Annotated in this window: 23 protein-coding genes; 9 read left to right on the top strand and 14 right to left on the bottom strand. The window is 46.4% G+C overall.

Features of this window, described 5'->3' with window-relative positions; genetic code table 11:
* Nucleotides 1-3 precede the first annotated feature (3 nt).
* A complete protein-coding gene (locus QXT17_RS06190) occupies nt 4-708 on the top strand; it encodes a hypothetical protein (protein ID WP_148682198.1) in 705 nt (234 codons plus the stop codon).
* Between the two features lie 134 nt (nt 709-842).
* On the opposite strand, the gene QXT17_RS06185 is transcribed toward QXT17_RS06190, so the two are convergent.
* Nucleotides 843-1,298, bottom strand: coding sequence for a type II toxin-antitoxin system VapC family toxin (locus QXT17_RS06185; RefSeq protein ID WP_020963518.1), 456 nt, complete (start codon nt 1,296-1,298; stop codon nt 843-845).
* Nucleotides 1,273-1,560: a hypothetical protein gene (locus QXT17_RS06180; protein WP_052885717.1), complete on the bottom strand. Its 288-nt coding sequence runs from the start codon at nt 1,558-1,560 to the stop codon at nt 1,273-1,275. The genes QXT17_RS06185 and QXT17_RS06180 overlap by 26 nt, the downstream gene beginning before the upstream one ends.
* Nucleotides 1,561-1,950: 390 nt before the next feature.
* Between QXT17_RS06180 and QXT17_RS06175 the strand changes: the two genes are divergently transcribed.
* Complete coding sequence (locus QXT17_RS06175) at nt 1,951-3,351, top strand: hypothetical protein (protein WP_020963516.1); 1,401 nt, start codon at nt 1,951-1,953, stop codon at nt 3,349-3,351.
* A gap of 59 nt (nt 3,352-3,410) precedes the next feature.
* Entirely contained in the window at nt 3,411-3,851 is a 441-nt protein-coding gene (locus QXT17_RS06170; RefSeq protein WP_020963515.1) for an RpiB/LacA/LacB family sugar-phosphate isomerase, read from the top strand.
* Between the two features lie 26 nt (nt 3,852-3,877).
* Here the strand turns inward: QXT17_RS06170 and QXT17_RS06165 are convergent, their stop codons facing one another.
* From QXT17_RS06165 to QXT17_RS06145, 5 genes are all read right to left on the bottom strand, one after another.
* Entirely contained in the window at nt 3,878-5,137 is a 1,260-nt protein-coding gene (locus QXT17_RS06165; protein ID WP_342783366.1) for a glycosyltransferase family 2 protein, read from the bottom strand.
* Nucleotides 5,118-5,381, bottom strand: a complete 264-nt coding sequence (locus QXT17_RS06160) for a hypothetical protein (RefSeq protein ID WP_342783365.1) — start codon at nt 5,379-5,381, stop codon at nt 5,118-5,120. The genes QXT17_RS06165 and QXT17_RS06160 overlap by 20 nt, the downstream gene beginning before the upstream one ends.
* A gap of 4 nt (nt 5,382-5,385) precedes the next feature.
* Nucleotides 5,386-6,747: an ArsA-related P-loop ATPase gene (locus tag QXT17_RS06155; protein ID WP_020963513.1), complete on the bottom strand. Its 1,362-nt coding sequence runs from the start codon at nt 6,745-6,747 to the stop codon at nt 5,386-5,388.
* A 71-nt stretch (nt 6,748-6,818) separates the two neighbouring features.
* On the bottom strand, nt 6,819-7,418 hold the full coding sequence (locus tag QXT17_RS06150; RefSeq protein WP_020963512.1) for a hypothetical protein: 600 nt from the start codon (nt 7,416-7,418) through the stop codon (nt 6,819-6,821).
* A 46-nt stretch (nt 7,419-7,464) separates the two neighbouring features.
* Nucleotides 7,465-8,622: a hypothetical protein gene (locus tag QXT17_RS06145; protein ID WP_342814463.1), complete on the bottom strand. Its 1,158-nt coding sequence runs from the start codon at nt 8,620-8,622 to the stop codon at nt 7,465-7,467.
* A 238-nt stretch (nt 8,623-8,860) separates the two neighbouring features.
* On the opposite strand from QXT17_RS06145, the gene QXT17_RS06140 reads away from it, so the two are divergent.
* The 5 genes from QXT17_RS06140 to QXT17_RS06120 are packed head-to-tail and all read left to right on the top strand — an operon-like array spanning nt 8,861 to nt 15,192.
* Nucleotides 8,861-11,008, top strand: a complete 2,148-nt coding sequence (locus tag QXT17_RS06140; protein ID WP_342814462.1) for an ABC transporter substrate-binding protein — start codon at nt 8,861-8,863, stop codon at nt 11,006-11,008.
* A 40-nt stretch (nt 11,009-11,048) separates the two neighbouring features.
* Nucleotides 11,049-12,107: an ABC transporter permease gene (locus QXT17_RS06135; protein WP_342783821.1), complete on the top strand. Its 1,059-nt coding sequence runs from the start codon at nt 11,049-11,051 to the stop codon at nt 12,105-12,107.
* Nucleotides 12,108-12,119: 12 nt separating this feature from the next.
* The gene (locus tag QXT17_RS06130) at nt 12,120-13,226 is read left to right on the top strand and encodes an ABC transporter permease (protein WP_020963508.1); all 1,107 of its coding nucleotides are present in this window, start codon (nt 12,120-12,122) and stop codon (nt 13,224-13,226) included.
* On the top strand, nt 13,223-14,224 hold the full coding sequence (locus QXT17_RS06125; protein WP_342783302.1) for an ABC transporter ATP-binding protein: 1,002 nt from the start codon (nt 13,223-13,225) through the stop codon (nt 14,222-14,224). Before QXT17_RS06130 ends, QXT17_RS06125 begins: the two co-directional genes overlap by 4 nt.
* 5 nt (nt 14,225-14,229) lie before the next feature.
* Nucleotides 14,230-15,192 (top strand): ABC transporter ATP-binding protein, encoded by a 963-nt coding sequence (locus tag QXT17_RS06120; protein WP_342814461.1) that lies wholly within the window; start codon nt 14,230-14,232, stop codon nt 15,190-15,192.
* A 341-nt stretch (nt 15,193-15,533) separates the two neighbouring features.
* On the opposite strand, the gene QXT17_RS06115 is transcribed toward QXT17_RS06120, so the two are convergent.
* The 5 genes from QXT17_RS06115 to QXT17_RS06095 form a co-directional block, all read right to left on the bottom strand.
* Complete coding sequence (locus QXT17_RS06115) at nt 15,534-15,767, bottom strand: DUF167 domain-containing protein (protein ID WP_342783300.1); 234 nt, start codon at nt 15,765-15,767, stop codon at nt 15,534-15,536.
* A gap of 64 nt (nt 15,768-15,831) precedes the next feature.
* Nucleotides 15,832-16,644: a putative CRISPR-associated protein gene (locus QXT17_RS06110; RefSeq protein WP_342783299.1), complete on the bottom strand. Its 813-nt coding sequence runs from the start codon at nt 16,642-16,644 to the stop codon at nt 15,832-15,834.
* Between the two features lie 73 nt (nt 16,645-16,717).
* On the bottom strand, nt 16,718-17,287 hold the full coding sequence (locus QXT17_RS06105) for a hypothetical protein (protein WP_342783298.1): 570 nt from the start codon (nt 17,285-17,287) through the stop codon (nt 16,718-16,720).
* Nucleotides 17,274-18,023, bottom strand: coding sequence for a nucleotidyl transferase AbiEii/AbiGii toxin family protein (locus QXT17_RS06100; RefSeq protein WP_342783305.1), 750 nt, complete (start codon nt 18,021-18,023; stop codon nt 17,274-17,276). Before QXT17_RS06100 ends, QXT17_RS06105 begins: the two co-directional genes overlap by 14 nt.
* A gap of 145 nt (nt 18,024-18,168) precedes the next feature.
* A complete protein-coding gene (locus tag QXT17_RS06095) occupies nt 18,169-19,845 on the bottom strand; it encodes a chloride channel protein (RefSeq protein ID WP_342783823.1) in 1,677 nt (558 codons plus the stop codon).
* Nucleotides 19,846-20,143: 298 nt separating this feature from the next.
* Between QXT17_RS06095 and QXT17_RS06090 the strand changes: the two genes are divergently transcribed.
* Nucleotides 20,144-20,431, top strand: coding sequence for a nucleotidyltransferase domain-containing protein (locus QXT17_RS06090; protein ID WP_342783304.1), 288 nt, complete (start codon nt 20,144-20,146; stop codon nt 20,429-20,431).
* A 107-nt stretch (nt 20,432-20,538) separates the two neighbouring features.
* On the opposite strand, the gene QXT17_RS06085 is transcribed toward QXT17_RS06090, so the two are convergent.
* Both QXT17_RS06085 and QXT17_RS06080 read right to left on the bottom strand, forming a co-directional pair.
* Nucleotides 20,539-20,685 (bottom strand): hypothetical protein, encoded by a 147-nt coding sequence (locus tag QXT17_RS06085; protein WP_342783296.1) that lies wholly within the window; start codon nt 20,683-20,685, stop codon nt 20,539-20,541.
* 112 nt (nt 20,686-20,797) lie between these two features.
* Entirely contained in the window at nt 20,798-21,025 is a 228-nt protein-coding gene (locus QXT17_RS06080; RefSeq protein ID WP_342783295.1) for an AbrB/MazE/SpoVT family DNA-binding domain-containing protein, read from the bottom strand.
* Nucleotides 21,026-21,158: the final 133 nt, after the last annotated feature.

The raw sequence follows: 21,158 nt of genomic DNA, 5'->3' as shown, positions 1-21,158 counted from the left end.
AAAATGAGAAGGTACTTGTCTATTCTAATATTAATGCTCCTCGCGATAATCCTATTAGATGGCTTTACCACGTGGGCACAGGTTCAGCCAATAGCGGTCTTAGAGCTTGAGGACAAGGCTACCTACAATATTGCGGAAAATGGGGATGCATACGTTGAGGAAGTTATAAGCATGTCTGCAACTGCCTTCGCCAGCTTTAAACAACAGTACCCAATGCTGAGCATGCTAACTAGACTCTTCAAATCAAAAAGAACTGATGTCGAGATAACAAATCTCAATATTCAGGTCGACGAGGCAAACAACAGGATCATTGCTAAGTACGTTATAAAGGGCGCCGCAGTATACAAGAAGGATTACTGGGAAATGAAGATTGCAAGTGAAAAGCAGAAGGTAACACTTTCAGCCCAGACGGGTAACACCTTAGTATTCACTTATGCTGGGGCGGTTACAACAGATACTAGAATGATAATCACATCAACTATTAACCTGCCAAAAGAGGCAAAAAACATCAAGTTCATAAGCGATACGAATACATTGCGATATGAATATACTCCTCCAACAGCGTCAGGCCTCTCAATGGCGGGGAACCCAATATTTTTGGTTCTAGGATTAGTATTAGCTATCTTCGCCATAGCAAACATGGTCCTGCCGATGAGAAAGACGGCTCCGACTGCACCTCCCCCACCGCCTCCCCCTGCTAACCTTTGAGAAGCTTTTGAAGGTAAAAAGGAAATTTTTATTTTAAACCATTTTTGTTTTAAATTTTCAAAAACCTTACTTTATGAATTTATATCTCATGGAATGGCCTCTCAATACTTGTAAAGCCCGGGAATTCATCATTTTCACTTAAGTATGACACTCTGAAGCCCTTCTGCAAGAGCTACATTATGCAGACTCCTGTCCCCCGTATACATCTTGTTCGCCTTTACGTACTTGGCTGAAACCACTTGAAGTGCATCAGCCTGGTAAATGTGGTATTTTTCTTGGAGCCTCCAAGCCTCTGCGAGCAGTCTAACTCGGATAGGCACAAGGATCAAAGCTCCAAGCTTCAACAATCTTATAGTTTCTCCGATAAACATCATCCTTGCAGCTACATAGCTTTCATCGTCCAACCACGCTCTTCTTCGATACCTCTCTAGAACCCCCAGCACCTCCCCAATATTCCAGGCTGAAAACGAAAGAGTTAGGTTGCCAGCCAATGCTGAGTTGTATACATCGCGGGCAACCTCGCTACCAGCTTCTTCTACGTAACGTTTAACGATTGTGCTGGAATCAAGGTACACTATTGGGTTTTTCATTTTCTCTCTCCCTCAGCTCCCTTATAGCCTTGCTGGCGTCAGTGGGAACCTTGGGCTTTACAGGCTTGACTTCAATGAGTGATGAGGTCTCTACCATTTTTGAGAGCTCATCTGCTACCACTAACTCGGCAACCTCATCTTCTAGAAGTTCTTCCACAGCTCTGCTCAAAGCTCTCAGCCCAACACGGCTTCCTACTTTGAGCTTAAACTCCTCCCATAGAGCTCGATTTATAAACAGGCTTGTTTTCACTTTCTCACTCATACTCTTCACCTTAATTACTCCAGAGAGTATAAAAAGGTTTTTCAGTAACTTGTTTTCTATAACTACCAGCTGAAGTTTTGCTTTAAAGCTCTGTGAAAAACTTATAATGAGTATTAATACACACGATAGGAGGTAAAACGGGTCTCCAACTATCCTATATAAGGAAACCAAATTATCTGGACTTTTCTTCAGGTGGTAGTGTTATCTTTACTCTCTTGATCCGTGCAAATGTTAGGACAATGTTTTGATACAGCGTGTACAATTCAAACATACCTACAGAACTTCACTGCACGCTCTACTTAGCGCGCTGATTTGATAGAGCACCCGCTTTGGTTGTCCATGGCGGCTCGACCGGAAGACTAAAAATCAGGCACCTGTTATACATGTTTTGTGAAGATATTTGGGACAGCTGGTGTCCGGCTAAGGTTTCCCAATGAACTAGACCCGATCTTGCTTTACCGCGTGGGGCTTGTCTTGGGGAATCTAGGCCTTTCGGGGACGAGTCATATCGTGTATGATTCTAGGATCACGAGCCACCTTGTAATGTATGGATTAGCATTGGGGATGTTATCCTCTGGGATAGACGTATATGAGGTTGGGCTCGCCCCAACACCCATAGCTGGCTTCGCCGCTTCTAGGAGGAAAAGCCTCGGCATAAGTGTAACTGCTAGCCATAATCCTCCCGAGTATAACGGCTTTAAGTTATACACGCCTGACGGCTTTGAGTCTACGCGGGACCTCGAGGAGAAAATCGAGCTCTTACTTGATAAAAGCTTCAGGCCCGTTTCTTGGCAAGAAGTTGGGGGGTTTTCCCGCGACAGCCTGGTCGTCGAGGAATATGTTACAGAGCTTTTAGAAAGATTTGCCCCGTCGAGGACTGCCTGGAGACCCATAGTAATTATCGACTGTGCAAATGGCGCTACTTTTGACGTCTCGCCTAGGATAGCTCGGATGATGGGGGCTAGGCCTATAACCATGAACTGTAACCCTGACGGGCATTTCCCGGCACGTTTACCTGAGCCCAGGAAGGACGTGCTAGAACAGTACTCTGGGATTGCAAGCGTTGTAAATGCATCGATTATCCTGGCACACGACGGGGACGGGGACAGGCTTGCAGTTCTTGACACGCAGAGTGGATACATAAAGCTGGACAGGCTACTAGCATACTATGCAAACTTGGCACTCGAGGACAAGCCTGGCCATGTTATAGCAAGCATTGATACCGGATTGGCCCTAGACGAGGTCGTAGAGAGGCACGGCGTAAGGCTAGAGAGGTACCCCCTAGGAAAGACCCATGAACGTGTAAAGCAGCTAGGGCCCGGCAACGTTGCTGTGGCATGCGAGCCTTGGAAGCTTATCCTCCCCTCCTGGGGACACTGGGTCGACGGCATCCTACAAGTAGCAATAATACTAAAGAACATGGTTGAAACCGGGAAGCCTCTCTCAAAGTTGCTAGAGGAAGAAAATATCCCAGACTATCCCTGGGACAGGAGAAGCTATATCCTTGACCCCGAAGAGATACGGGACAGGCTTTATGAAGAGCTGGTAGAAGAGCTTAAAGGTCTCCTAGGCGAGCCGGCTAGAATCATCGACATTGATGGATTTAGATACGAGTATCCAGACGGGTCCTGGTTGCTCGTCAGGAAGAGCGGTACAGAGCCAAAGCTTAGGATCTACTCGGAGGCTAAAACCAACGAGAGACTGCGAGAAATAGTTTCAAGTGTGGAGGCAAAGATATTTGAGCTCGCGAAGAGGCTTGGAGGAAAAATAATAGAGAAAACACTCGGCTAAAAATTAGTCATTAGTTTCGGAGTAAAGGCTATAAATTGGGAAAACTATACGTCTAAGTGATGAGGGTAGCTTTTGGCTCCGATGACAACTACTCTATTGTATCCTTCATTGTCCAGGAGCTGAAAAAGAGGGGGCACGAAGTAATCCTGGTCGGCTCGGCGCTGACAGGCAAGCCTTATCCATGGCCAAAGGTCGGGCAGGAAGTTGCACAGCTAGTAGCATCTGGCAAGGCGGATACGGGCATAGTTATGTGCTATACGGGGACAGGTGTAAGCATAGCGGCTAACAAGGTAAAGGGAATAAGAGCAGCGCTATGCACAGATGCAAAGAACGCAAGAGGCGCAAGGCTGTGGAACGATGCCAACGTTCTAGCGCTAAGCGCGAGGTTGCTCTCAGAAGAGGTAGCCAAAGAAATACTCGACGAATGGTTCTCGGTAAAAGAGCCCGACCCCTCTGAGAGGGAAAACATAGACTACCTCAAAAATCTTGACCAAGCCTGAACGGCTTAACGGGAAGAGTTTTCTTTTTATTTCTTTATTTTCTCAACGTATCTTGCTTCTTCTCTTTCTCTTGGAACCGACAGTGCAACTATTATCGAGCCCGTCAAGAAGAAGTAGTGCCAAACAGCCCAGAAGAGGTTTACCAGTATCGCGGCTTGCAGAATCATTGGTGCAGATGGGTACCACGCGACACCAGCAAATATTGATAAAAGCAAGAGAATGTCAAAGAAAACGTGGGGTACAACAACGCCGAACGCTCTTCTCCCCCTGCCTTTCGGGGTCACCTTGAATGGACGTTTACGCCTAGCAAGCCAGGAGAAAAATGAGACCGTTAACCCGAAGAAGGCTATGTATTCTACGAACTGGTGGAGAAGGAAGCCCCTAAGACCATAGGTTTTTCTCCGTATGCTATAGGTGAATATGGCCGTCGAGAAGAACAAATAGGGAAAGTAGACAATGGCATAAAGGAACGGGTCAAGCTTGATGTAGGGTCTCCTTAACAATAGGAAGACTATTGGCGCAATTATTTCGAACAATGTAAGGATACCCTCTTTCAGCCAATAATAAAAGCCAGCAGCATAGTCAAAGAAGACCTGAATGTCGAGGCTCATCTTTAAAAGATTAGGTGTAAGCTGGAAATAGCCAAAAGACCATCTGCTCTGCTGCTGTACATATGCAGAAGCGTCTGGAGGCGGCTCTCCATACCAGATAAGCTCCTCGTCCAGGTAGGGGGAGAGATATTTCATGGAGTGAATCTTTACAGAGGTTGCCGCGTCCTCAGTTATGCTCGACTCGTCCATGCCCCCGACTTCCTTAAGGACGCTTGCCCGGAAAACCGTGCCAGAACCCAGGGAAAAAGCCGACGACTCGCTTCTCCCACGCATTATTATCCTTAGGAAGGGCTCCTGTTGGTACTTTGCGCCCTGAGAGACATAGGAGTCTATCTCGGTGTATTTTTGAGGAACCTGGACAAATGCGACATTCTCGTCTCTAAAGAATGGAATTACCGCATCAAAGAAGCCTGAGGTTGGACGCTGGTCAGCGTCGAATATAGCTATGAGGTCATACTTGTCTCCAACAAGCCTTAGGGCATTGTTTATGGCTCCAGCCTTGAAGCCTCTGCGGTCAGTCCTATGGATATAATATATACCATTAACTTTACAAAATTCCTCCATTTCTTTGACTATCTCGGGCCTGGTCGAGTCGTCCAAAAGATACACGTCGCCTCTACCCTTAAGTGCGGCCTTAACTGAGAGAAGCGTGTCCTTAATAATACCTGTCCTCATTAAATGACGTGACAAAGGCCGCAATCCTAAGGTTTAGGGGTTTCCCTACGTACCTTGCATCATACTTTCTGTATCGAAGTGTCACAAGTGTGTAGTTTAGAAATACGAAGAAACCCGTAAACATTGCTAGCCAAACGCCATATGCAAGCCACACCAGCCAAACGTCGCTGAAGGTAAGATAAGTTGCAATTAGTGCCGCGAGGAAAGGCGAAAAAAAGACGAGGTAATTTATTATTCTCTTCATGTTTCTAGCCAGGGATCTTTGATTGGAGAACTGTGCATTTTGGAACCCCCTCTTTGTAGTCTGAACGTATAGCTATATCTACCAGTCCCCTCAATGCTTGGCACTGTGCTCCAATAGGCTCACATAGGAGGATTATAGAAGCATTTTTTGTTCCATGCTTAAGGCTTTCTAGGAACTCCTTCCAAAATGCCCTAGAGAGCTGGGGCGCCTCTTGTGAGGGGTATATGGGTTCGAGGTCATTTGTACTTGCTATTACTATAATTTTTTCTGTATCGTCTGCCTCAATCTCTCTAATGAAGTCCTGTGCCAGCTTTTTGGCTAGTCTTATAACTTCTTCTACGCTCCCTGTTTTTAGCTTGGTTGCTTCATAGGAATATGTTGTTCCATAGTAGTCAACATAGCTTGATTCTGCTATTAGGGTCGAGAATCTCTGTGTTGAGAAAATTAAGGCCTTGAATTCCTCAGAGTATATTTTCTTTGGAACCTCTAGTATCTCCTGTATGCATTTGAGAATATTGGAAGAGTCTGTCTCAATAAGCATAGTGGACCTTATATAAACTGCTTTCTTTAAGGCGTCTAGATGTGAAGGGGTATACATTATCTTTTTGTTTCTTTCTAAGGCTAGCGCTATTTCCATGACGCCTACGGGAATCGGGTAAAGCGTGAAAGCCCCGGGTCTATAGAGAACATAGTCATTAATAATAGGGATAAGCGCGCCAACCTTGGCGCCACTATATTCCATGGCTTCCTCCAGTATCTCTCTAGCCCTTGTCATAGTTTCTTCGTCTGTGGGAACTTTGTTAACTATGATGGCCGAAAACGGTAGCTGTTCTTTAGCCTGTAGTGCATCAATATACCTCTTTGTAGAGCTGAGAGACACTGGGGTCGGCTCGAGAACCATTATTATCCCTTCTTGGATCCCCTTGTATGTCTCGTGGAAATTTTTTCTTTCAATAGAGAATAGTGGATCTTCATAAGACAGGGCCGCCTCATGGTCAACAATAACATAGTCAACATTTTCGCTATTAAGCGCTCTCGTATATGTCTCAGAGAACTTGTCTTTAAAAGACAATAAGTCTCGCTTCTCTACTTCTAGGGGAATCCTTTCACTATATATCCTCAAAACTGTTAGAGTCCCCTTTCCAGTCTCAATTGTTTTTAGTGATGTCCTATAGTCAAGATTTTCTTTTACAGCCTGGATAATGCCCTTAGCCTTGTGTCCAACAAGCTCAGATATTGTGCTTACTGGATCCGCGTCTACAATTAAGACTTTTGAACCTCTTAGCGCTAGAAACTTGCCAAGCGAGAGTGCTAGTGATGAGCCGCCAACACCACCTTTAACCTTTAGGAAAACATATCTACGCATGTTTATATTTCCGAAAAAGGAAGTATTTATATTTTTTAGTTCAATTTAGACGCTTGACTGAGCGTTCCCGTTTAAGGGAAAAGTTGCTCCAAAACCTGTCCCCCTGTCAAATATTTTTCTAGAATCTTCATCTGTATCAATTTTTCACCAATGACATTATATGTCATTTTTCCATCAAAAACAAACAAAGAGTATGCGATTCCTTTATGCTCGAGCTCCATATTCTGGATATCGTTCAAGATTCCTTGCAAAGGACTTCTCTTTGAGAATTGCCTGAAATACTCCTCTAATTTTCTCATAGCGCTAGGTACGCCTAGCATTCTTACGGCCAAGTAGTCAGTTTGTTCAAAAGAAACATTTTGATGCATTTGGAGCGACTGTTCTCTATACATATTTGTAAGATATTCTAGAACATCTCTTTGGCAATCCTTGTCAGGGTAGAGGGGAAACTTGAAGGGAATATTTTCAGAGCTTGCCAGGTACTCTTTCTCGATCCGTCTAGACAATAAGAGGCTCAATGAGTCGTTCCTTAGTTTACTTGAAAATACGCAGTCAAAGAGGTAAACATATTTTGGGTTGTGGAGGCTTGTATAAAGGACGTAGGGGAGCCAGACTTTCTTCCACGTGCTAATCTTTTGTAGCACTCTCTCCGAGACATTTATATACAGCATATGGATAAAGCCAAGCATCGGCTAGTTAAATCTCACTGCATATCTTCTAGCTGTGTTTTCTTATGAGGCTGACATAGCCTGAATGCAACCTTGGATGATTATCTTCAAATATTGGGCCCTCCCTGTTATATAGATAGGAAAATCTTTCCTTTACGTTTAACCCTCGGCTCGATGCTATTTCTACAAAAATTTTCCTCGCAAGCAGAGAGTATCCGCTCCAAGACTCTACGGGAAATTGGTCAAGATGAGAGGTACCTGCTACAAGGTCTTCGCCTATTCTATAGAGACGCATATGTCCGTAGAGATACCCATTAATCAGAGGGAGATAGATGAGTCCCTTTGTTCCCCTGTCTCCCGTCCAGGAAGCGCTTGTCTTCACAAGCATCTTCATTTCGTTCCCGAAAGGTGTCTCGCCAAAAAAGTAGTTTTTTACTTCTCCAATCGTGCGGAATCCCTTGAAGATAAGTGACACGGGCCAGTCAATGTTTTTAGCGGAGACATCTTCGGACTGGAAGTCGTAATTGTAGGTTATCGAGGAATCTATGGAGACTTCGGCTAGGCCACTAAGAGGGTGAACTAGGCGCGAGAAATAGTACTCAGCCCAAAGAGACCTAAGATTGAAAACACTGGCATTGAAGGCTTTTCCCGAGAACCTCGGCTCAATCCTTGAACCCAAATAGCCAACAATTGTGGCTCGTTTTCCTTCCCAAGCCTCATATATCCTTAGCTTCCCTCCAAGTCCAGCAAGCCAGAATTCACCTAAAAGGAAATGCTCTTTCCCATATAGGTCTATAGGAGCTCCATCATGATCCGCTAGACCCTCACTCTTTTGGGAACCTGAAACGATGGGATCCACTAGGACAACTCTTTCCTTTTTTGCATCGTAAAATACGTGCAGGCTACTCGTCCAAACTCTTGCCTTGTAACTCCGGTTGTGTAGAAAATCCCAGAAAGAACCCTTAACCTCTCTTGGCTCCTCGAATCTTACAAGATAGGCGCATCCATAGTTGCCTGTCGACCTATTGAACCAGTCATGAGTAAATACTACATGATAATCTTGCTTTACAAAAATTTGAGCATATTCACCATGTATTGCCCGTGGTTTTTGCATTTTCCCCTTTAAACTGCAAGGTTCAAAATGCAACGAGGTATTTTCAACTAGCTGTTTTAGGCTTGCCCTAACTTTTGAACGTTTATAATTCATGTGATTTCTATCTTTAAAACCAAATAAAAAAGTAAAGAAATAAACTTATAAAGGATAGCTAAATTTCTCAAAGGAATTAAAACGGTTGTTTCAAGGAATTTGACATATTTGCATCTTCTCCTTAAGGGAATTGTTCAAGAATTTATTTACGACTTCTTTATTTAATAAAAAATCTTTAAAGATAGCTTGTAGTTTGTCAATGATAATACTTTAAATAGTTATTCTTATCCTTTAATGTGTGCAAACAACAAAATCCAAAGGCTTAAATAAAAATACCTTATACGCTGTAATCATTGCTGTAATACTTCTAATTGTTGCGGTAATAGTTTTGCTTCCAAAGGGTCCCACACCCACGGGACCAGTTGCACAGGCTAGACCCTTCCACAAGCAAATACTCTACGTAATTGTCAACGATGAGGGAACAAGAATTAACATGTATAAAACTGGGGTATTTGATATAGCTGCTGTAACCCCGGCGAGATGGCCTGATGTAAACAATACAAAGGTAGGTAACTTTACCCTCCACCTGGTGAGGAGACCAGACAAGCCACAACTTACAATTCAGTATGTAGGACTTAACCCCATGAAGGAACCCCTCAATATTCCGGAGGTTAGACAAGCACTGGCATATGCTGTGCCCTACGACGTCATACTGAAACAGGTGTTTGGAGGCCTATACACGAGGCTCTACACTATAATACCCAAGGGGATGCCTGGCTATACAGAGTTCGGCATAAACAAGTATGAGTACGACATGAATAAGGCACAACAGATAATGTCCCAGCTTAAGGCTAAAGGCTTCGACCCAAGCAAGTACGTTATAACCATTATCTATAACGAGGGCAACACTGCGCGCCAGCAAATAGCGACACTGCTCCAGCAGTCATGGAGCCAGCTAGGATTCAAAGTGACAGTAGAGTCTTACTCGTGGCCAAAGTACCTCGACCTCGTAGACCACTTCCAGTACCAAGTCATGCTTCTAGGATGGATCCCCGACTACTTCGACCCAGACGACTACTTGATGCCATTTGTCTGGGGAGGCGCAGAGTTCAAGAATCTAGAGGTCAATAGCAACGTCGCTCCAGGAGACGTTGGAAAGTATCTTGCAAACGTAAACATGACTGTAGAGACCGAGAAGTTCATAGTCGTTGCCGGCGAGAAGGGTACCGGCGCAAAATACACAGGTCCAACAAACAAGCCAATAATCACTATTGGCTACGTGGTTGACTGGGACACAACCAACAGCAACTGGGCAAACCCAGTAAACATGGTCACATTGGGAACAGGAGGACTCAAAGATGTTGCGCTAAGTGCCCTATGCAAGGCCGCCCAGAGAATAGTAGACCCAACGATCAGGGAAGCAGTGCTCCAGGCGGCAACAATCTACTTCAATAAACAGGCAACGTTACTCATGATTGGGCAACAAATCACGGGCGAAAACTATGGATCATGGGTACACGACATGTACTACCCCGTGGCCACCTTTGCTAGATACGACTTGGTATGGGAGGATCCCAACGCCCCAGTCGCTGACACCGGTGTAGCGGGCGTCAAGAACAGTCCAGAAACAATGGTTATTGGAGATATCGGCTGGCCGGACACATTTGACCCAGCAAAGTCCTACGAGAGCTTTGGCTGGGAAATATTCTGGCACACCTATGGAAAGCTAGTCACGATGTGGAAAGAAGATACCGAGCCTATCCCAGAGCTTTCAGTCGCGTGGGCCTTCAGCAAGGATCTTACGGAGCTCTACTTCGTAATGAGGGGCAACGTTAAGGCATACGACCCGTGGAATAACAAGACCTACCCCATTACAGCTGTAGACGCGCTCTTCAGCGTGTGGCGCGCAGTTAGACTAAACCTGCCAGGTGGGCCCCAATGGATGATCGACAGCTATATTGATGTTAATGCTTCAAGCGTTATGACAGAGAGCGAGCTAGACAACCTAGCAAAGACAAACGGGCTAGTAACATTCTACATGGGCAAGTCTGCAGAAGTCCACAGCCTAAACGAGCTACTAAGCTTCTTCAAGTACAGCGGGCCGACAGCGGGCGTAGTAAAGTTCAAGCTACGCTTCCCCTACGTCCCAATACTCCAGATATTCGTCACAGGCGTCGGCTCAATTATACCGATGCAGTATGCCCTTGGAAACAACTACCAGGCGGCTCTAGCGGACTCAAACAATGGTAGAAACCCCGCGGCGTGGGCTAAATATGTGGGTGTAGGCGAAGATGACCCGACATTCAAGCTACTTTCAACAAAGCCTGTATCAACTGGTCCATACTATGTTGCAGACTACAAGGAAGACAGCTACATCCTGCTCAAATACAACCCATACTACTGGAACGCGACATTATGGCAACAACTATACGGATTCAAGCCCTAAAAACTTAAAAACTATTTTTCTTTTTTTGGTGAGTTGAAAAATGGGGCTAGGAAGTTATCTTTTAAGGAGACTGCTGACCTTTCTGCCCAGCGTGATAGGGGCGTTGCTGATAACTTACCTAATTGCATACGTTATACCCACTGACCCCGTCAGGGCATGGGTAGGAGAAAAACTCATGGATCCATCAACCCTCGACAAGCTAAAAAAGGAATACAAGTTCGACGCTCCCTGGTACGAGCAATTCGCCTTCCTGATTGAAAAGTTGCTGAGTGGCACACTTATTGACCCGGTGCGTGGAACCCCAGTTGTCCAGCAAGTGGCACAGAGATTCCCCATAACAGTTGAGCTGGCGATTTTTGGGATGCTGTTTACGGTGGCTATAGGGATACCTCTAGGCATAGTTGCTGCCGCAAAGAAGGACAGCGTCATCGACTTTTTTGTAAGGATATTTGCATTGTTCGGTAGCTCTATTCCAGCCTTCGTGCTATACTACTTTTTGATACTCGCCTTCTATGTATATGTCAGAGCCTCTTTGCTCGCTGGAGTACCGTTCTATTCTCTTTCCTGTGCCGCCCGCCTAGACTCTATAAGGGACACAGTGCCGGTGCTGGGCTATGTGGTATGGGCAGTTGGGCAAGTCCCAATCTTTGGCGCCCCAATGTGTGGAGAATTTAGTGTTGTTTCCGATACGGTGGTAAGGATGTGGCTTCCAGGACTGGCTCTTGGCCTGCTGTCAGGGGGATTTATTGCCAGAATAGTGAGGAACAGTCTTCTCGACGCCCTCACATCGGAGTCAATCCTTTTTGCAAAGGCTAGAGGGCTGACAAACCAGCGGATATGGCGCCACGCTTTGAAGAACGCCTTTGCACCAATAGTGACCATTCTTGGACTTGATTTTGCCGGGCTACTTACCGGGGCAATTATAGCTGAGACTGTCTTCAATATTCCTGGAATGGGGCTCTACATGTATCAGGGGATAACTAGGCTTAACTTCCCTATAATCATTGCTGGAACATTCCTGTTCTCGATAATATACATAGTCATGAATCTCATAGTAGACCTCATTTACGCCTTGATTGATCCCCGGGTGAGATACTAGAGGTCGAGAAGCATGAACCCTGTTTACCGTTTTGGAAGCTGGCTTATAGACAAATATGCAGGTCTAAGGGAAAAGATAAGCCCGGGATGGCTCGAAAAGAACAGGTCCAAACTCGTTGAGACAAAGCTCTCCGTCTATGTCTTCACTTCTTCCAGGATAGGGCTCACCGGTCTAGCCCTTGTTGTCATTACACTTTTTCTAGCGATATTTGGCCCCTTTATTGCATGGGAACCGTACGACGTATACCCGATACTCAACAAGCCCGAGCTAGCTGGAAAGTTGCCTCATCCACCGTGTTTTGGGAACTGTGAAGGTCTGCCAATGTTTGGTACAGACCAGTATGGAAGAGACGTTTTAAGCCTAGTGGTAAGGGGTTTCAGGATAGCCCTTGTTATGAGCATAATAATTGTTGTAACTAGCTCTCTTATAGGCATTCTGATAGGCCTAGTCTCGGGCTATTTCGGAGGACTAGTAGACGAAATCCTAATGAGGTTTACCGACATGATGCTCGCTTTCCCAGGGCTAATCCTAGCTATAGCATTCAGCTTAACGCTCCGGCTCTCTCTTAGAGACTTCCTGATGGCAAACCCAACGGCAACAAGCATAGTTGCCTCCCTATTTGCCCTTAACCCCAAGGACGCTCCTAACCTCGCAAACCTGCTCTCTGTCTTCCTCGCACTTATACTCGTGTGGTGGCCCCCATACGCAAGGGTTGTGAGAGGCTCCGTCCTATCAGTAAAGGAGCAGGGCTTCATAGAGGCCGCAAAGGCTCTGGGGCTTTCAACGTGGAAGATACTCACCAGGCACATTTTCCCCAACATCATGTCTCCACTCCTAGTCATGGTTACATTCGATTTTGCGACCGCGACACTTAGCTCTGCGGCCCTATCGTTCCTGGGTTTGGGCCCCCAGCCACCTGTCCCCGATCTGGGCCTCATTATTTCACAGGCGGGGCAGTACTTCCCGGAGAAAAGCTGGTGGATAGTAATAGAGGCCGGGACAGCATTGCTACTAATATCTCTTGGATGGAACCTAGTGGGAGACGCCCTGAGGGACGTCTTCGACCCGAAGACTAGGCGCTCAATAGAGTTAAAAGCCAAGATAGAGGTGAGAAAATGAGTAGCACTTTGCCCGAAAACCAGGTATTAGCGGTAAGAGACCTCTCGGTGAGGTTCTACACGTATGCCGGCGTTGTACACGCTGTCTCGCAGGCCTACCTAGACGTGTTCGAAAGGGAAACAGTCGCCCTGGTTGGAGAGACGGGCTGTGGGAAGTCTGTTTTCACAAAGGCGATTACAGGCTTGATAGATCCGCCTGGGCGCATTGAGACTGGACAAGCATTGTTCAGGAAGAGAGACGGGACAATTGTTGACCTGCTAAAGCTGTCGCCAGAAGAGATCAGGGAAATAAGGGGAAACGAGATTGCCTACATATTCCAGGACCCCTCAAGCTCACTAGACCCACTATACACTGCAGGAGACCACATAGCTGAAACCATTCTTGAGCATAGACCAATAACTAAGGACGAGGCTTATCAAGAGGCTGTCCAACTGCTCCGAGACGTATTGATTCCGAACCCCGAGGTCAGGGTCAAGAACTACCCACATGAGCTTAGCGGGGGGATGAGGCAGAGAGTTGTGATTGCCACAGCTATAGCAAACAAGCCGAGGCTCCTAATTGCAGACGAGCCGACAACCAACCTAGACGTAACAGTCCAGGCACAGATCCTAGACCTGTTGAGGGGGCTGAAAGAAAAATACAAGATGAGCCTCCTCTTAATCACACACAATCTAGGAGTAGTAGCAGAGACAGCTGACAGGGTTTATGTCATGTATGGAGGCAGAATAGCCGAAACAGCAGACGTAAACACTATATTCGAGGCACCAATGCACCCCTACACCCAACTCCTATTAAGGGCCGTCCCAAACCCATTGAAACGAATCGAGCGGCTAGAATCAATACCGGGCACCGTTCCCAACTTGATAGACATGAAGCCTGGTTGCCCCTTCGCCCCCCGATGCCCATTCGCTATGGAGATCTGCAGAAGGGAAGACCCTCCCAGAATAGATCTAGGTAACGGTCACGTTGTTCACTGCTGGCTACATGCAAAGAGGTGAGAAAAATGGCGGAACTTATACGGGTTGAAAACCTGAAGAAATACTTCAAGGTAAGAGGCTCCCTATTTAAGACTGTCAAAGCCGTCGACGGCGTCGACTTCACTATAAGCCAGGGCGAAACCCTTGGACTCGTGGGTGAAAGTGGGTGCGGAAAGTCGACACTAGGCAGAACCGTTATACGCCTCCTAGAGCCAACGTCTGGAAAAATATTCTTCAATGGAAAAGACGTCATGTCCCTTAGGGGTGAAGAGTTAAAACAGTTCAGGAGGAATGCCCAGATAGTCTTCCAAGACCCCAACACATCTCTAAACCCCAGGATGACCATTTTCGAGATACTCTCTGAGCCACTCTTCGAGCACAATATCCCGGTCGGAGACCCCGAAGAATACATTGTAAAGCAACTAGAAAGCGTTGGCCTGGGAAGGGAGCACCTATACAGATACCCCCACGAGCTCAGCGGTGGACAAAAACAGAGAATAGCTATCCTCAGGGCGCTCACCCTGAACCCAAGCTTCATAGTCCTAGACGAGCCGACATCTTCCCTAGACGTCTCTGTGCAGGCATCTATACTAAACATGCTTAAAGACATACAGAGAGAAAGGAAGATATCCTACCTCTTCATATCCCACGACATAGGAGTAGTCAAATACATGAGCCACAGGATAGGAGTAATGTATCTAGGAAAAATCGTCGAGCTAGGGCCATCGGATAGAATATTCGAGAACCCCCTGCACCCATACACAAAGTTCCTACTGAGCTCAATACCTATACCCGACCCCAAATATGCGAAAACCAGGCAGAGACTAACAATCCAGGGCGAGCCTCCATCGCCAATAGACATACCGAAGGGATGCAGGTTCCACCCCAGGTGCCCATTTGCCACGGAAAAATGCAGGACAGCCGAGCCGCCACTTATAGAAGTTGAGCCCGGCCACTATGTCGCATGCTGGCTACATGAAAAAGCCTAAAACTCTTCTATTCTAGGCTTTATTTTCTCAATGTCTTCCTCAATCTCTGTTAAACAATAGAGTACGATGTTTTCTTCTGGCTGAAATGTAAAGGCGCCATGCTAGCGTGCAAGAACTAGTTCCAGCTTGTTGTTTCTCAAGGCTTAATGTAGTACTTCTAATCTTTTTCTCTCTCAACAAATAACATACTCTAAATCATTATACTCTAGTATTATACTTGTGATTATTACTTCCAAAACTTTGTTCTTCAAACCCGACAAGCATGGCAATATTGAAGAAAATAGTCAATGAAAAGCTAAAAGAGACAGACACGATGCAACTCTAGGCTTGTATACTCTCTCCTAAACCTTTTCTTCTACACTCCCAATCTCTACTATTTTTGTCCTAGACTTCCAGCCAGAAACAATTTTTACCTGAGAAGATGAAACCCCAAAGTACTTTGCAAGCTTCTTAATAAGCTCCATGTTTGCTTCTCCCCTTTCCGGCCTCGACTTGAGACCTACAAATATCTTGTCGCCCTCCACCCTGACATAATCCTTGTGAAACTCGACCTCTACTTGATACCTCAAAATCATCACCATATGGATAATAACTTTCGGAAATAAATTTTGAGCGCGCGCTGTGATCCACATTTCTCTGCTAGAATCCTCTCACCAAGTGCAATACCCACTTCCTTATCCTCACAGTTGTGCCACGCCTCTCGACAAGCCCACTCCTAAGGAGGACGTCTAGCATCTCATCGCCTATCCTTTTACGTGCCTCCTCTAGTTCGACCTCTTGATCGCCTAGCTGCTCGACAGTTCTCAGCATGGAGTCCTCAAGCTTTACAGGTATAGCTGGGACCTCCACAGTGCTCCTCATGGCCTCATGTATATAGTAGGCCTTCTCGACGCCCAGCCTAGACAGACAGGAGACAAGATACAGGACAGCCGCCTCCAGCTTGAAGCCCCCCGTAAGGTTTATCCATGCCCTATAACCTAGACCTCTATACCTTGCCACAACGCCTGCAACCGTGTCCACCAGGTTAATCAGACCCTCCTGAAAGTCCAGGCCGAGGCCCGGCACCCTAATTGTTTCTACTTGTTTCCCCTCCGAGGAGAGATAAGCCTCAAGAAGCCTCCCAGAGAACTCAGACACACCAGTATCAGACGAAAGAAGCACAACGGCGTCGACCATTCCCTCCTCGAGGTAAGACCTCATAGCGTTAAGCTCAGCGCTCACCTCATACGGCTTGCTGGCAAGAAACCTCAGCCCAGCCTCGAACTCCTCGCAGCCGCTACAAGCCCTCTCACCAGCTTCAGCGTCCTCCCTGCTCCTGGGAGAAGCCTGAGCCCACCTCTTGAATTTCTCTAAAATGTCGCTAGAGACGCTTTGTCCAGAAGCATTTTGCGCCAAGTTCCTAACAATGCTCGTCCCCACGGTAACAATATGGGCAATCCTTCGGTGATCCATCGATATCGATGAAAATGCTCTAGAACTCCGATATAAAGATTGGTTCATAAGTGAGTATTAATTGGGAATGTTTTTACAAGCCAGCTTTGGTAACCAAGATTTCTATTTTTTTCCTCAATCTTTTTGGAAACTTTTCCGCATAGCTTAGAAGCTTTTCAGAGTCTAGGAGGTCGAGGTTGAGCTCTGGCGGGACGTAGCCTCGGAGGTATATTGTGTCTAATAGGGCTTTTTCAGGCTCTGCGATCATTTTGCCTGTATCGAAGCCAAAGTAAAGTTTCCTGCTTATCTTGTGCAACTCGAACGCGTAGACACGGCTTTTTACTTTTCTGGGCTTTCCCAGCCAGACAACGGTGACTACCTGCGAGGGCTGGTCAATAATTTCGTGGTAGTGTAGGGCCCACTCCATCGATATGTAGCCCGAGGGGAAAGCTGTCCTTACAACCTCCCATACCTCACACTTGCCTAGGCATACCCAGCCCCTAGCAACCCTATGGACGAGCCCCAACCTCTGGAGCCTCCAGAGCGCCACATTTAGCGAAGCATCGCCAAGCCCGGTCATTGAACGAAGAGCACTAACGTGGACCACTTTGTATCCTTTTTCTTTGAGTTCCTCCACTAGTTTTACCCACTCACTTAGCCTCATTCCTAAGCACCTCGACAGCTTCACCTAGCACATCAAGTGTGACAAGCAAGTATTTCTCCACAAGAACGTAGTCAACAAGCGAAGGGTTCAGAAGCCTGGAGAGCTCGTCCACTACGCGTTTGTAATCTTTTTTCTCAAGAATTCCCCGAATAAAGTTCGTAGCACCTAATAGATCATCGAGTCGCTCAACATAGCTCCCAAATTCCTCAAATAGATACCCCTTGTCTAGGGTTGCCCCCTTCTCCCTAGCCCAATAAATATCAAACACGTCTCGCCACCTTATAAAGCCCCTGTGCCAGCCACCTGCAAGGGAGCACACCTTATCAGCCAGGATGCACCCGAGCCTCTTTACCCTTACACCTACCACTGTCGAAGAGGGGAAACTCACTCCTATAGTTTTCAACTCGTAGTATTCGGAACTATACCTTCTACGAAGAACTTCTACCTTTATCCTTGTCTTTCGACCTAGAAGTCTCTGCGTATCAAATACAAGGAAATACCTGTAGAAGCCCCCGGCAACATCCAACTTGGAACCCGACACATGTACCTTAATGTTTTCGGAAGCAAGTAATCTCTCTACTTGATTCTTGATTTCCTCTGAATGTTTAACAGCCCCATTTATATCTTCCTCAAATGTAAAGTCTAGGTCCAGTGACAGTCTAGGAGAACCATAAACTAGGCGCAAAGCTGTCCCACCTTGAAGAGTATATTTCGCGTATAAACCACTGCGTGCCATAGCATAAAGTACTAAGCGTTGTAAATGTTCCCGCAATATCCATTCTCTTTCATCGCCGCTTGGAGGAAGCAAGTTTTCCATCATAAAAATTATTCCTAAACTATTACATAAATGTTATAGTTTTGGAACATTTCAAACCGACAACTTACCGTCTTTTCTCTCCACTGCTTTTAATAACCTCGTCAAGCCTTGTCAAGAGGATAATCCACGAAACATAGCCGGAGATTTTTCCTTCATCATTCATGACTAGGAAGTGGCTTTTTCCTGTTTCAACCATTTTCTCAATAAGTTCCTTTAGAGGCGTATTCTCGCTGACTACTTCGGGCTTTTTGAGCGGCGCGAATGCCAACGACATGCCCCACTTGTCTTCCGGCAATGCAAGCAGGTCTGGCAGAACTACTTCCCCAAGTAGGTTCCCCGAAGAATCGACAACGAAGCATGGTTCTTCCGGAGCCTTTTTAAGCAAGTTTATCGCATTGCTTATCATCTCTTCTTCACTAATCAGGCAAACATCTCTTGTCATTACGTCCTTTACACGTATTCTATAGAGTAGCCTTGTCCGGCCTAGGTCGGAAAGTATCTTGAAGAAGGGTTTTTCTTCTTCTAGTTCTCGTATGGGCTGAACATCCCTGTAGAAGGACGACCTACCCGAGACATAATAGGACACAGTCGACGCGACCAAGGAGGGGATAATCGAGGATGCGCCGGTCGTCTCGGCTACGAGAGCGATGCTTGCCAGCAGGGTCTTATTCCCAGCGGCCACCACGCTCGCCATACCAGCCATTACTAGGACGGCATTATCCCTTCCCAGGGTAACCCGGCTATATGCCGCACCAAGCATCGCGCCGACAAAAAGAGAGGGAACAAAGAGGCCGCCCGAGCCCCCCATATTGAGCGTAACGCTTGTCGCAAATACCTTTGCAAACAATAGAAGCAAAATGAATGCAACGCTCCAGGACGAGGCCTCCCCACTAAGCACAGCATGGATAGAGTCATAGCCTAGACCCAGAACTCCGGGCACAGCCATCCCCGTGAGCCCAAGCAAAAGTCCCCCGACCAGGGGACCGCTAAAACCCTCCAGCCTGAATCTTCCAAGCCCCTCATATAGCCAGACAAAAAACAGTGACACAAGCCCAGCCAAGACTCCCAGAACGAATGAGTGCAGGAGAACCTGGAGGGAAACATATTCGCCACCACCCATCGCCGGAAAAATTTTTTCCGTGCCAAGAAGCATCACAGTAAGCAAATAGGCACTAACCGATGAAAAAGTAGCCGGAATAAACGCCTCCTTGGCCAAGTCCCTCTGAAAAGGAATTTCAAGTGCAAAGAGTATCCCAGTCAGGGGAGCCCTAAAAATCGCAGACAAACCGGCCGCGGCCCCCGCCAACATGTACACCCTCGCCTCACCAATCTCAAGACCAAAAAGCCTATACAGGCTCGAAGCAACTCCACCACCCAGGAGAAGACTAGGACCCTCCATTCCAGCGCTACCCCCTAGACCAATCGTAACAACAGAGGCCAGAGTCCTCTCAACAGAGTCCCTAAAACCCAGAAAGCCATCGCCAAAATTATACGACTCGACAACACGATGAGTACCACAACCCCCCTTCTCCCCGCCCGCAACAAGCCTAACAACCATTAATCCACAGGCAAGGGCAAGAAAACCGAAAAGCAAAGCCCACAGACTGCCATAGAATAGGAACCTGCTAGAAAATTCCCATAACGCTCGAAAAACTATTGAAACAGCCACTATGCTTAGACCCACAACTATGCCGACAAAAATGCTAAACGATGCCTCCAATAGGGGCCGTAAACTTCTCACATCTGAGCCAATATATTAAAACACATAAAAAATTAACCTAGGAAAACTTTGTAAGGAGCATATACTTGTATAGGCTTCCAATAATATACGTTTCAGGACACAGCAACTCACTTGGAGCTCGCGTTTTTATTGGATCTGAGGTTTCTGACTCCCCAGACGGTCAGCCAAAACGCATGCTAAGTTGAAAATCTTTTTAAACCGATAGAGGTGATTGAGGACAATGTCTTTTCCTAGGGAGGATCTTGCCATCGAGATACAGACGTGGAAGCTCCGCTAGCTCTTAAAGTGGAGGGACTACCTGGAAATACTCGTAGAAGCTGTTAAAACCGTCTTTGGGGAAGGTGCAGAGGTCTACGTATTCGGCTCGGCGGTAGAGGGCAAGCTCACGGTTGACAGCGATGTAGACATCGCAATAATCCTAGAAGAGCCTCCTAGAGCATCGCGGGAGAAATCCAGGCTACTGAGCAGGCTATGGAAGGTGATGGAGGAAAAAGGCGTGCCATGGTGGTACCCCTTCGAGATACACCTGCTTACAAAGGAGGAGCTCTCACTCCTGGAAGGAGCAAAGCTGGTTAGGGTCCTGTAGTCTCGCGCTAATCCAAAAGTGGCACCTAAACAACCTGCTGCTATAATTATCGTAGCGAGGAGTTATACAGGCAATGCTGAAAGAGTCCCTGAGTCCCCTCAAAGCCTTTAACGTGTGTTCTTTCCAAATCGCTTTGCCAACCTCATACGCAGTGGGATCCACACCGCGATGAGAACAAAGTAGCCGAAGAGATTATCCCTCAGCTTCAGCATGAACGGGTAGAGTGCAGAGGCATAGAGCAGGCACTCATGCATTAATGTTCCCTCCTAGCTTCCCTAACAGCCCTAACCCATTCCTCAACTGTGATGTCGCAACCCTCTAGGGCTTCCTTGAGCAGTCTCCTGAACTTCTCTTTCTTCACCTTCTTCACAAACCCTCCCCTCTCTTTATAACCAGCTCTATATCCCTGAGGGTTAATTTCCTACCAAGCTTAATCCTTGGGCGCTCAGGTGACTTCCTAATTATAATCTTTTCCTCGTTTAATACAACCTCTACAATATCCCCCTCCTTAAGACCAATCTTGTTTCTAATTTTGGAAGGAATCGTGACCCGAAAATTTCTAGTAACCTTAACTTTTTCTTTTATGGTTTCCATCTTTACTCAATATTTACTTTGAAATATACAATTAGATAAAAATAACCTCAAAAACGAGTTTTGCACGCTAATCTCCCAGTAAGCCGGGAGGCTATAAAAATGGAGTAATGCGTCCTAGGTGAAGCAAAGATCA

The organism is Thermofilum sp. (assembly GCF_038871435.1).
In the GTDB taxonomy this organism is placed as follows: Archaea; Thermoproteota; Thermoprotei; order Thermofilales; family Thermofilaceae; genus Thermofilum; species Thermofilum adornatum.
Note: the sequence above shows the minus strand (reverse complement) of the source record. Positions and strands in the feature narration are given on the sequence as shown.

What these genes read in the sequence shown, in the direction of transcription:
- QXT17_RS06190 (WP_148682198.1), top strand. Translation starts at nt 4, where the DNA reads ATGAGAAGGTACTTGTCTATTCTAATATTAATGCTCCTCGCGATAATC.
- QXT17_RS06160 (WP_342783365.1), bottom strand. Translation starts at nt 5,381, where the DNA reads ATGAAGAGAATAATAAATTACCTCGTCTTTTTTTCGCCTTTCCTCGCG.
- QXT17_RS06185 (WP_020963518.1), bottom strand. Translation starts at nt 1,298, where the DNA reads ATGAAAAACCCAATAGTGTACCTTGATTCCAGCACAATCGTTAAACGT.
- QXT17_RS06080 (WP_342783295.1), bottom strand. Translation starts at nt 21,025, where the DNA reads ATGGAAACCATAAAAGAAAAAGTTAAGGTTACTAGAAATTTTCGGGTC.
- QXT17_RS06085 (WP_342783296.1), bottom strand. Translation starts at nt 20,685, where the DNA reads ATGCATGAGTGCCTGCTCTATGCCTCTGCACTCTACCCGTTCATGCTG.
- QXT17_RS06115 (WP_342783300.1), bottom strand. Translation starts at nt 15,767, where the DNA reads ATGATTTTGAGGTATCAAGTAGAGGTCGAGTTTCACAAGGATTATGTC.
- QXT17_RS06100 (WP_342783305.1), bottom strand. Translation starts at nt 18,023, where the DNA reads ATGGCACGCAGTGGTTTATACGCGAAATATACTCTTCAAGGTGGGACA.
- QXT17_RS06125 (WP_342783302.1), top strand. Translation starts at nt 13,223, where the DNA reads ATGAGTAGCACTTTGCCCGAAAACCAGGTATTAGCGGTAAGAGACCTC.
- QXT17_RS06165 (WP_342783366.1), bottom strand. Translation starts at nt 5,137, where the DNA reads ATGAGGACAGGTATTATTAAGGACACGCTTCTCTCAGTTAAGGCCGCA.
- QXT17_RS06180 (WP_052885717.1), bottom strand. Translation starts at nt 1,560, where the DNA reads ATGAGTGAGAAAGTGAAAACAAGCCTGTTTATAAATCGAGCTCTATGG.
- QXT17_RS06155 (WP_020963513.1), bottom strand. Translation starts at nt 6,747, where the DNA reads ATGCGTAGATATGTTTTCCTAAAGGTTAAAGGTGGTGTTGGCGGCTCA.
- QXT17_RS06150 (WP_020963512.1), bottom strand. Translation starts at nt 7,418, where the DNA reads ATGCTGTATATAAATGTCTCGGAGAGAGTGCTACAAAAGATTAGCACG.
- QXT17_RS06105 (WP_342783298.1), bottom strand. Translation starts at nt 17,287, where the DNA reads ATGAGGCTAAGTGAGTGGGTAAAACTAGTGGAGGAACTCAAAGAAAAA.
- QXT17_RS06170 (WP_020963515.1), top strand. Translation starts at nt 3,411, where the DNA reads ATGAGGGTAGCTTTTGGCTCCGATGACAACTACTCTATTGTATCCTTC.
- QXT17_RS06130 (WP_020963508.1), top strand. Translation starts at nt 12,120, where the DNA reads ATGAACCCTGTTTACCGTTTTGGAAGCTGGCTTATAGACAAATATGCA.
- QXT17_RS06120 (WP_342814461.1), top strand. Translation starts at nt 14,230, where the DNA reads ATGGCGGAACTTATACGGGTTGAAAACCTGAAGAAATACTTCAAGGTA.
- QXT17_RS06145 (WP_342814463.1), bottom strand. Translation starts at nt 8,622, where the DNA reads ATGAATTATAAACGTTCAAAAGTTAGGGCAAGCCTAAAACAGCTAGTT.
- QXT17_RS06110 (WP_342783299.1), bottom strand. Translation starts at nt 16,644, where the DNA reads ATGGATCACCGAAGGATTGCCCATATTGTTACCGTGGGGACGAGCATT.
- QXT17_RS06135 (WP_342783821.1), top strand. Translation starts at nt 11,049, where the DNA reads ATGGGGCTAGGAAGTTATCTTTTAAGGAGACTGCTGACCTTTCTGCCC.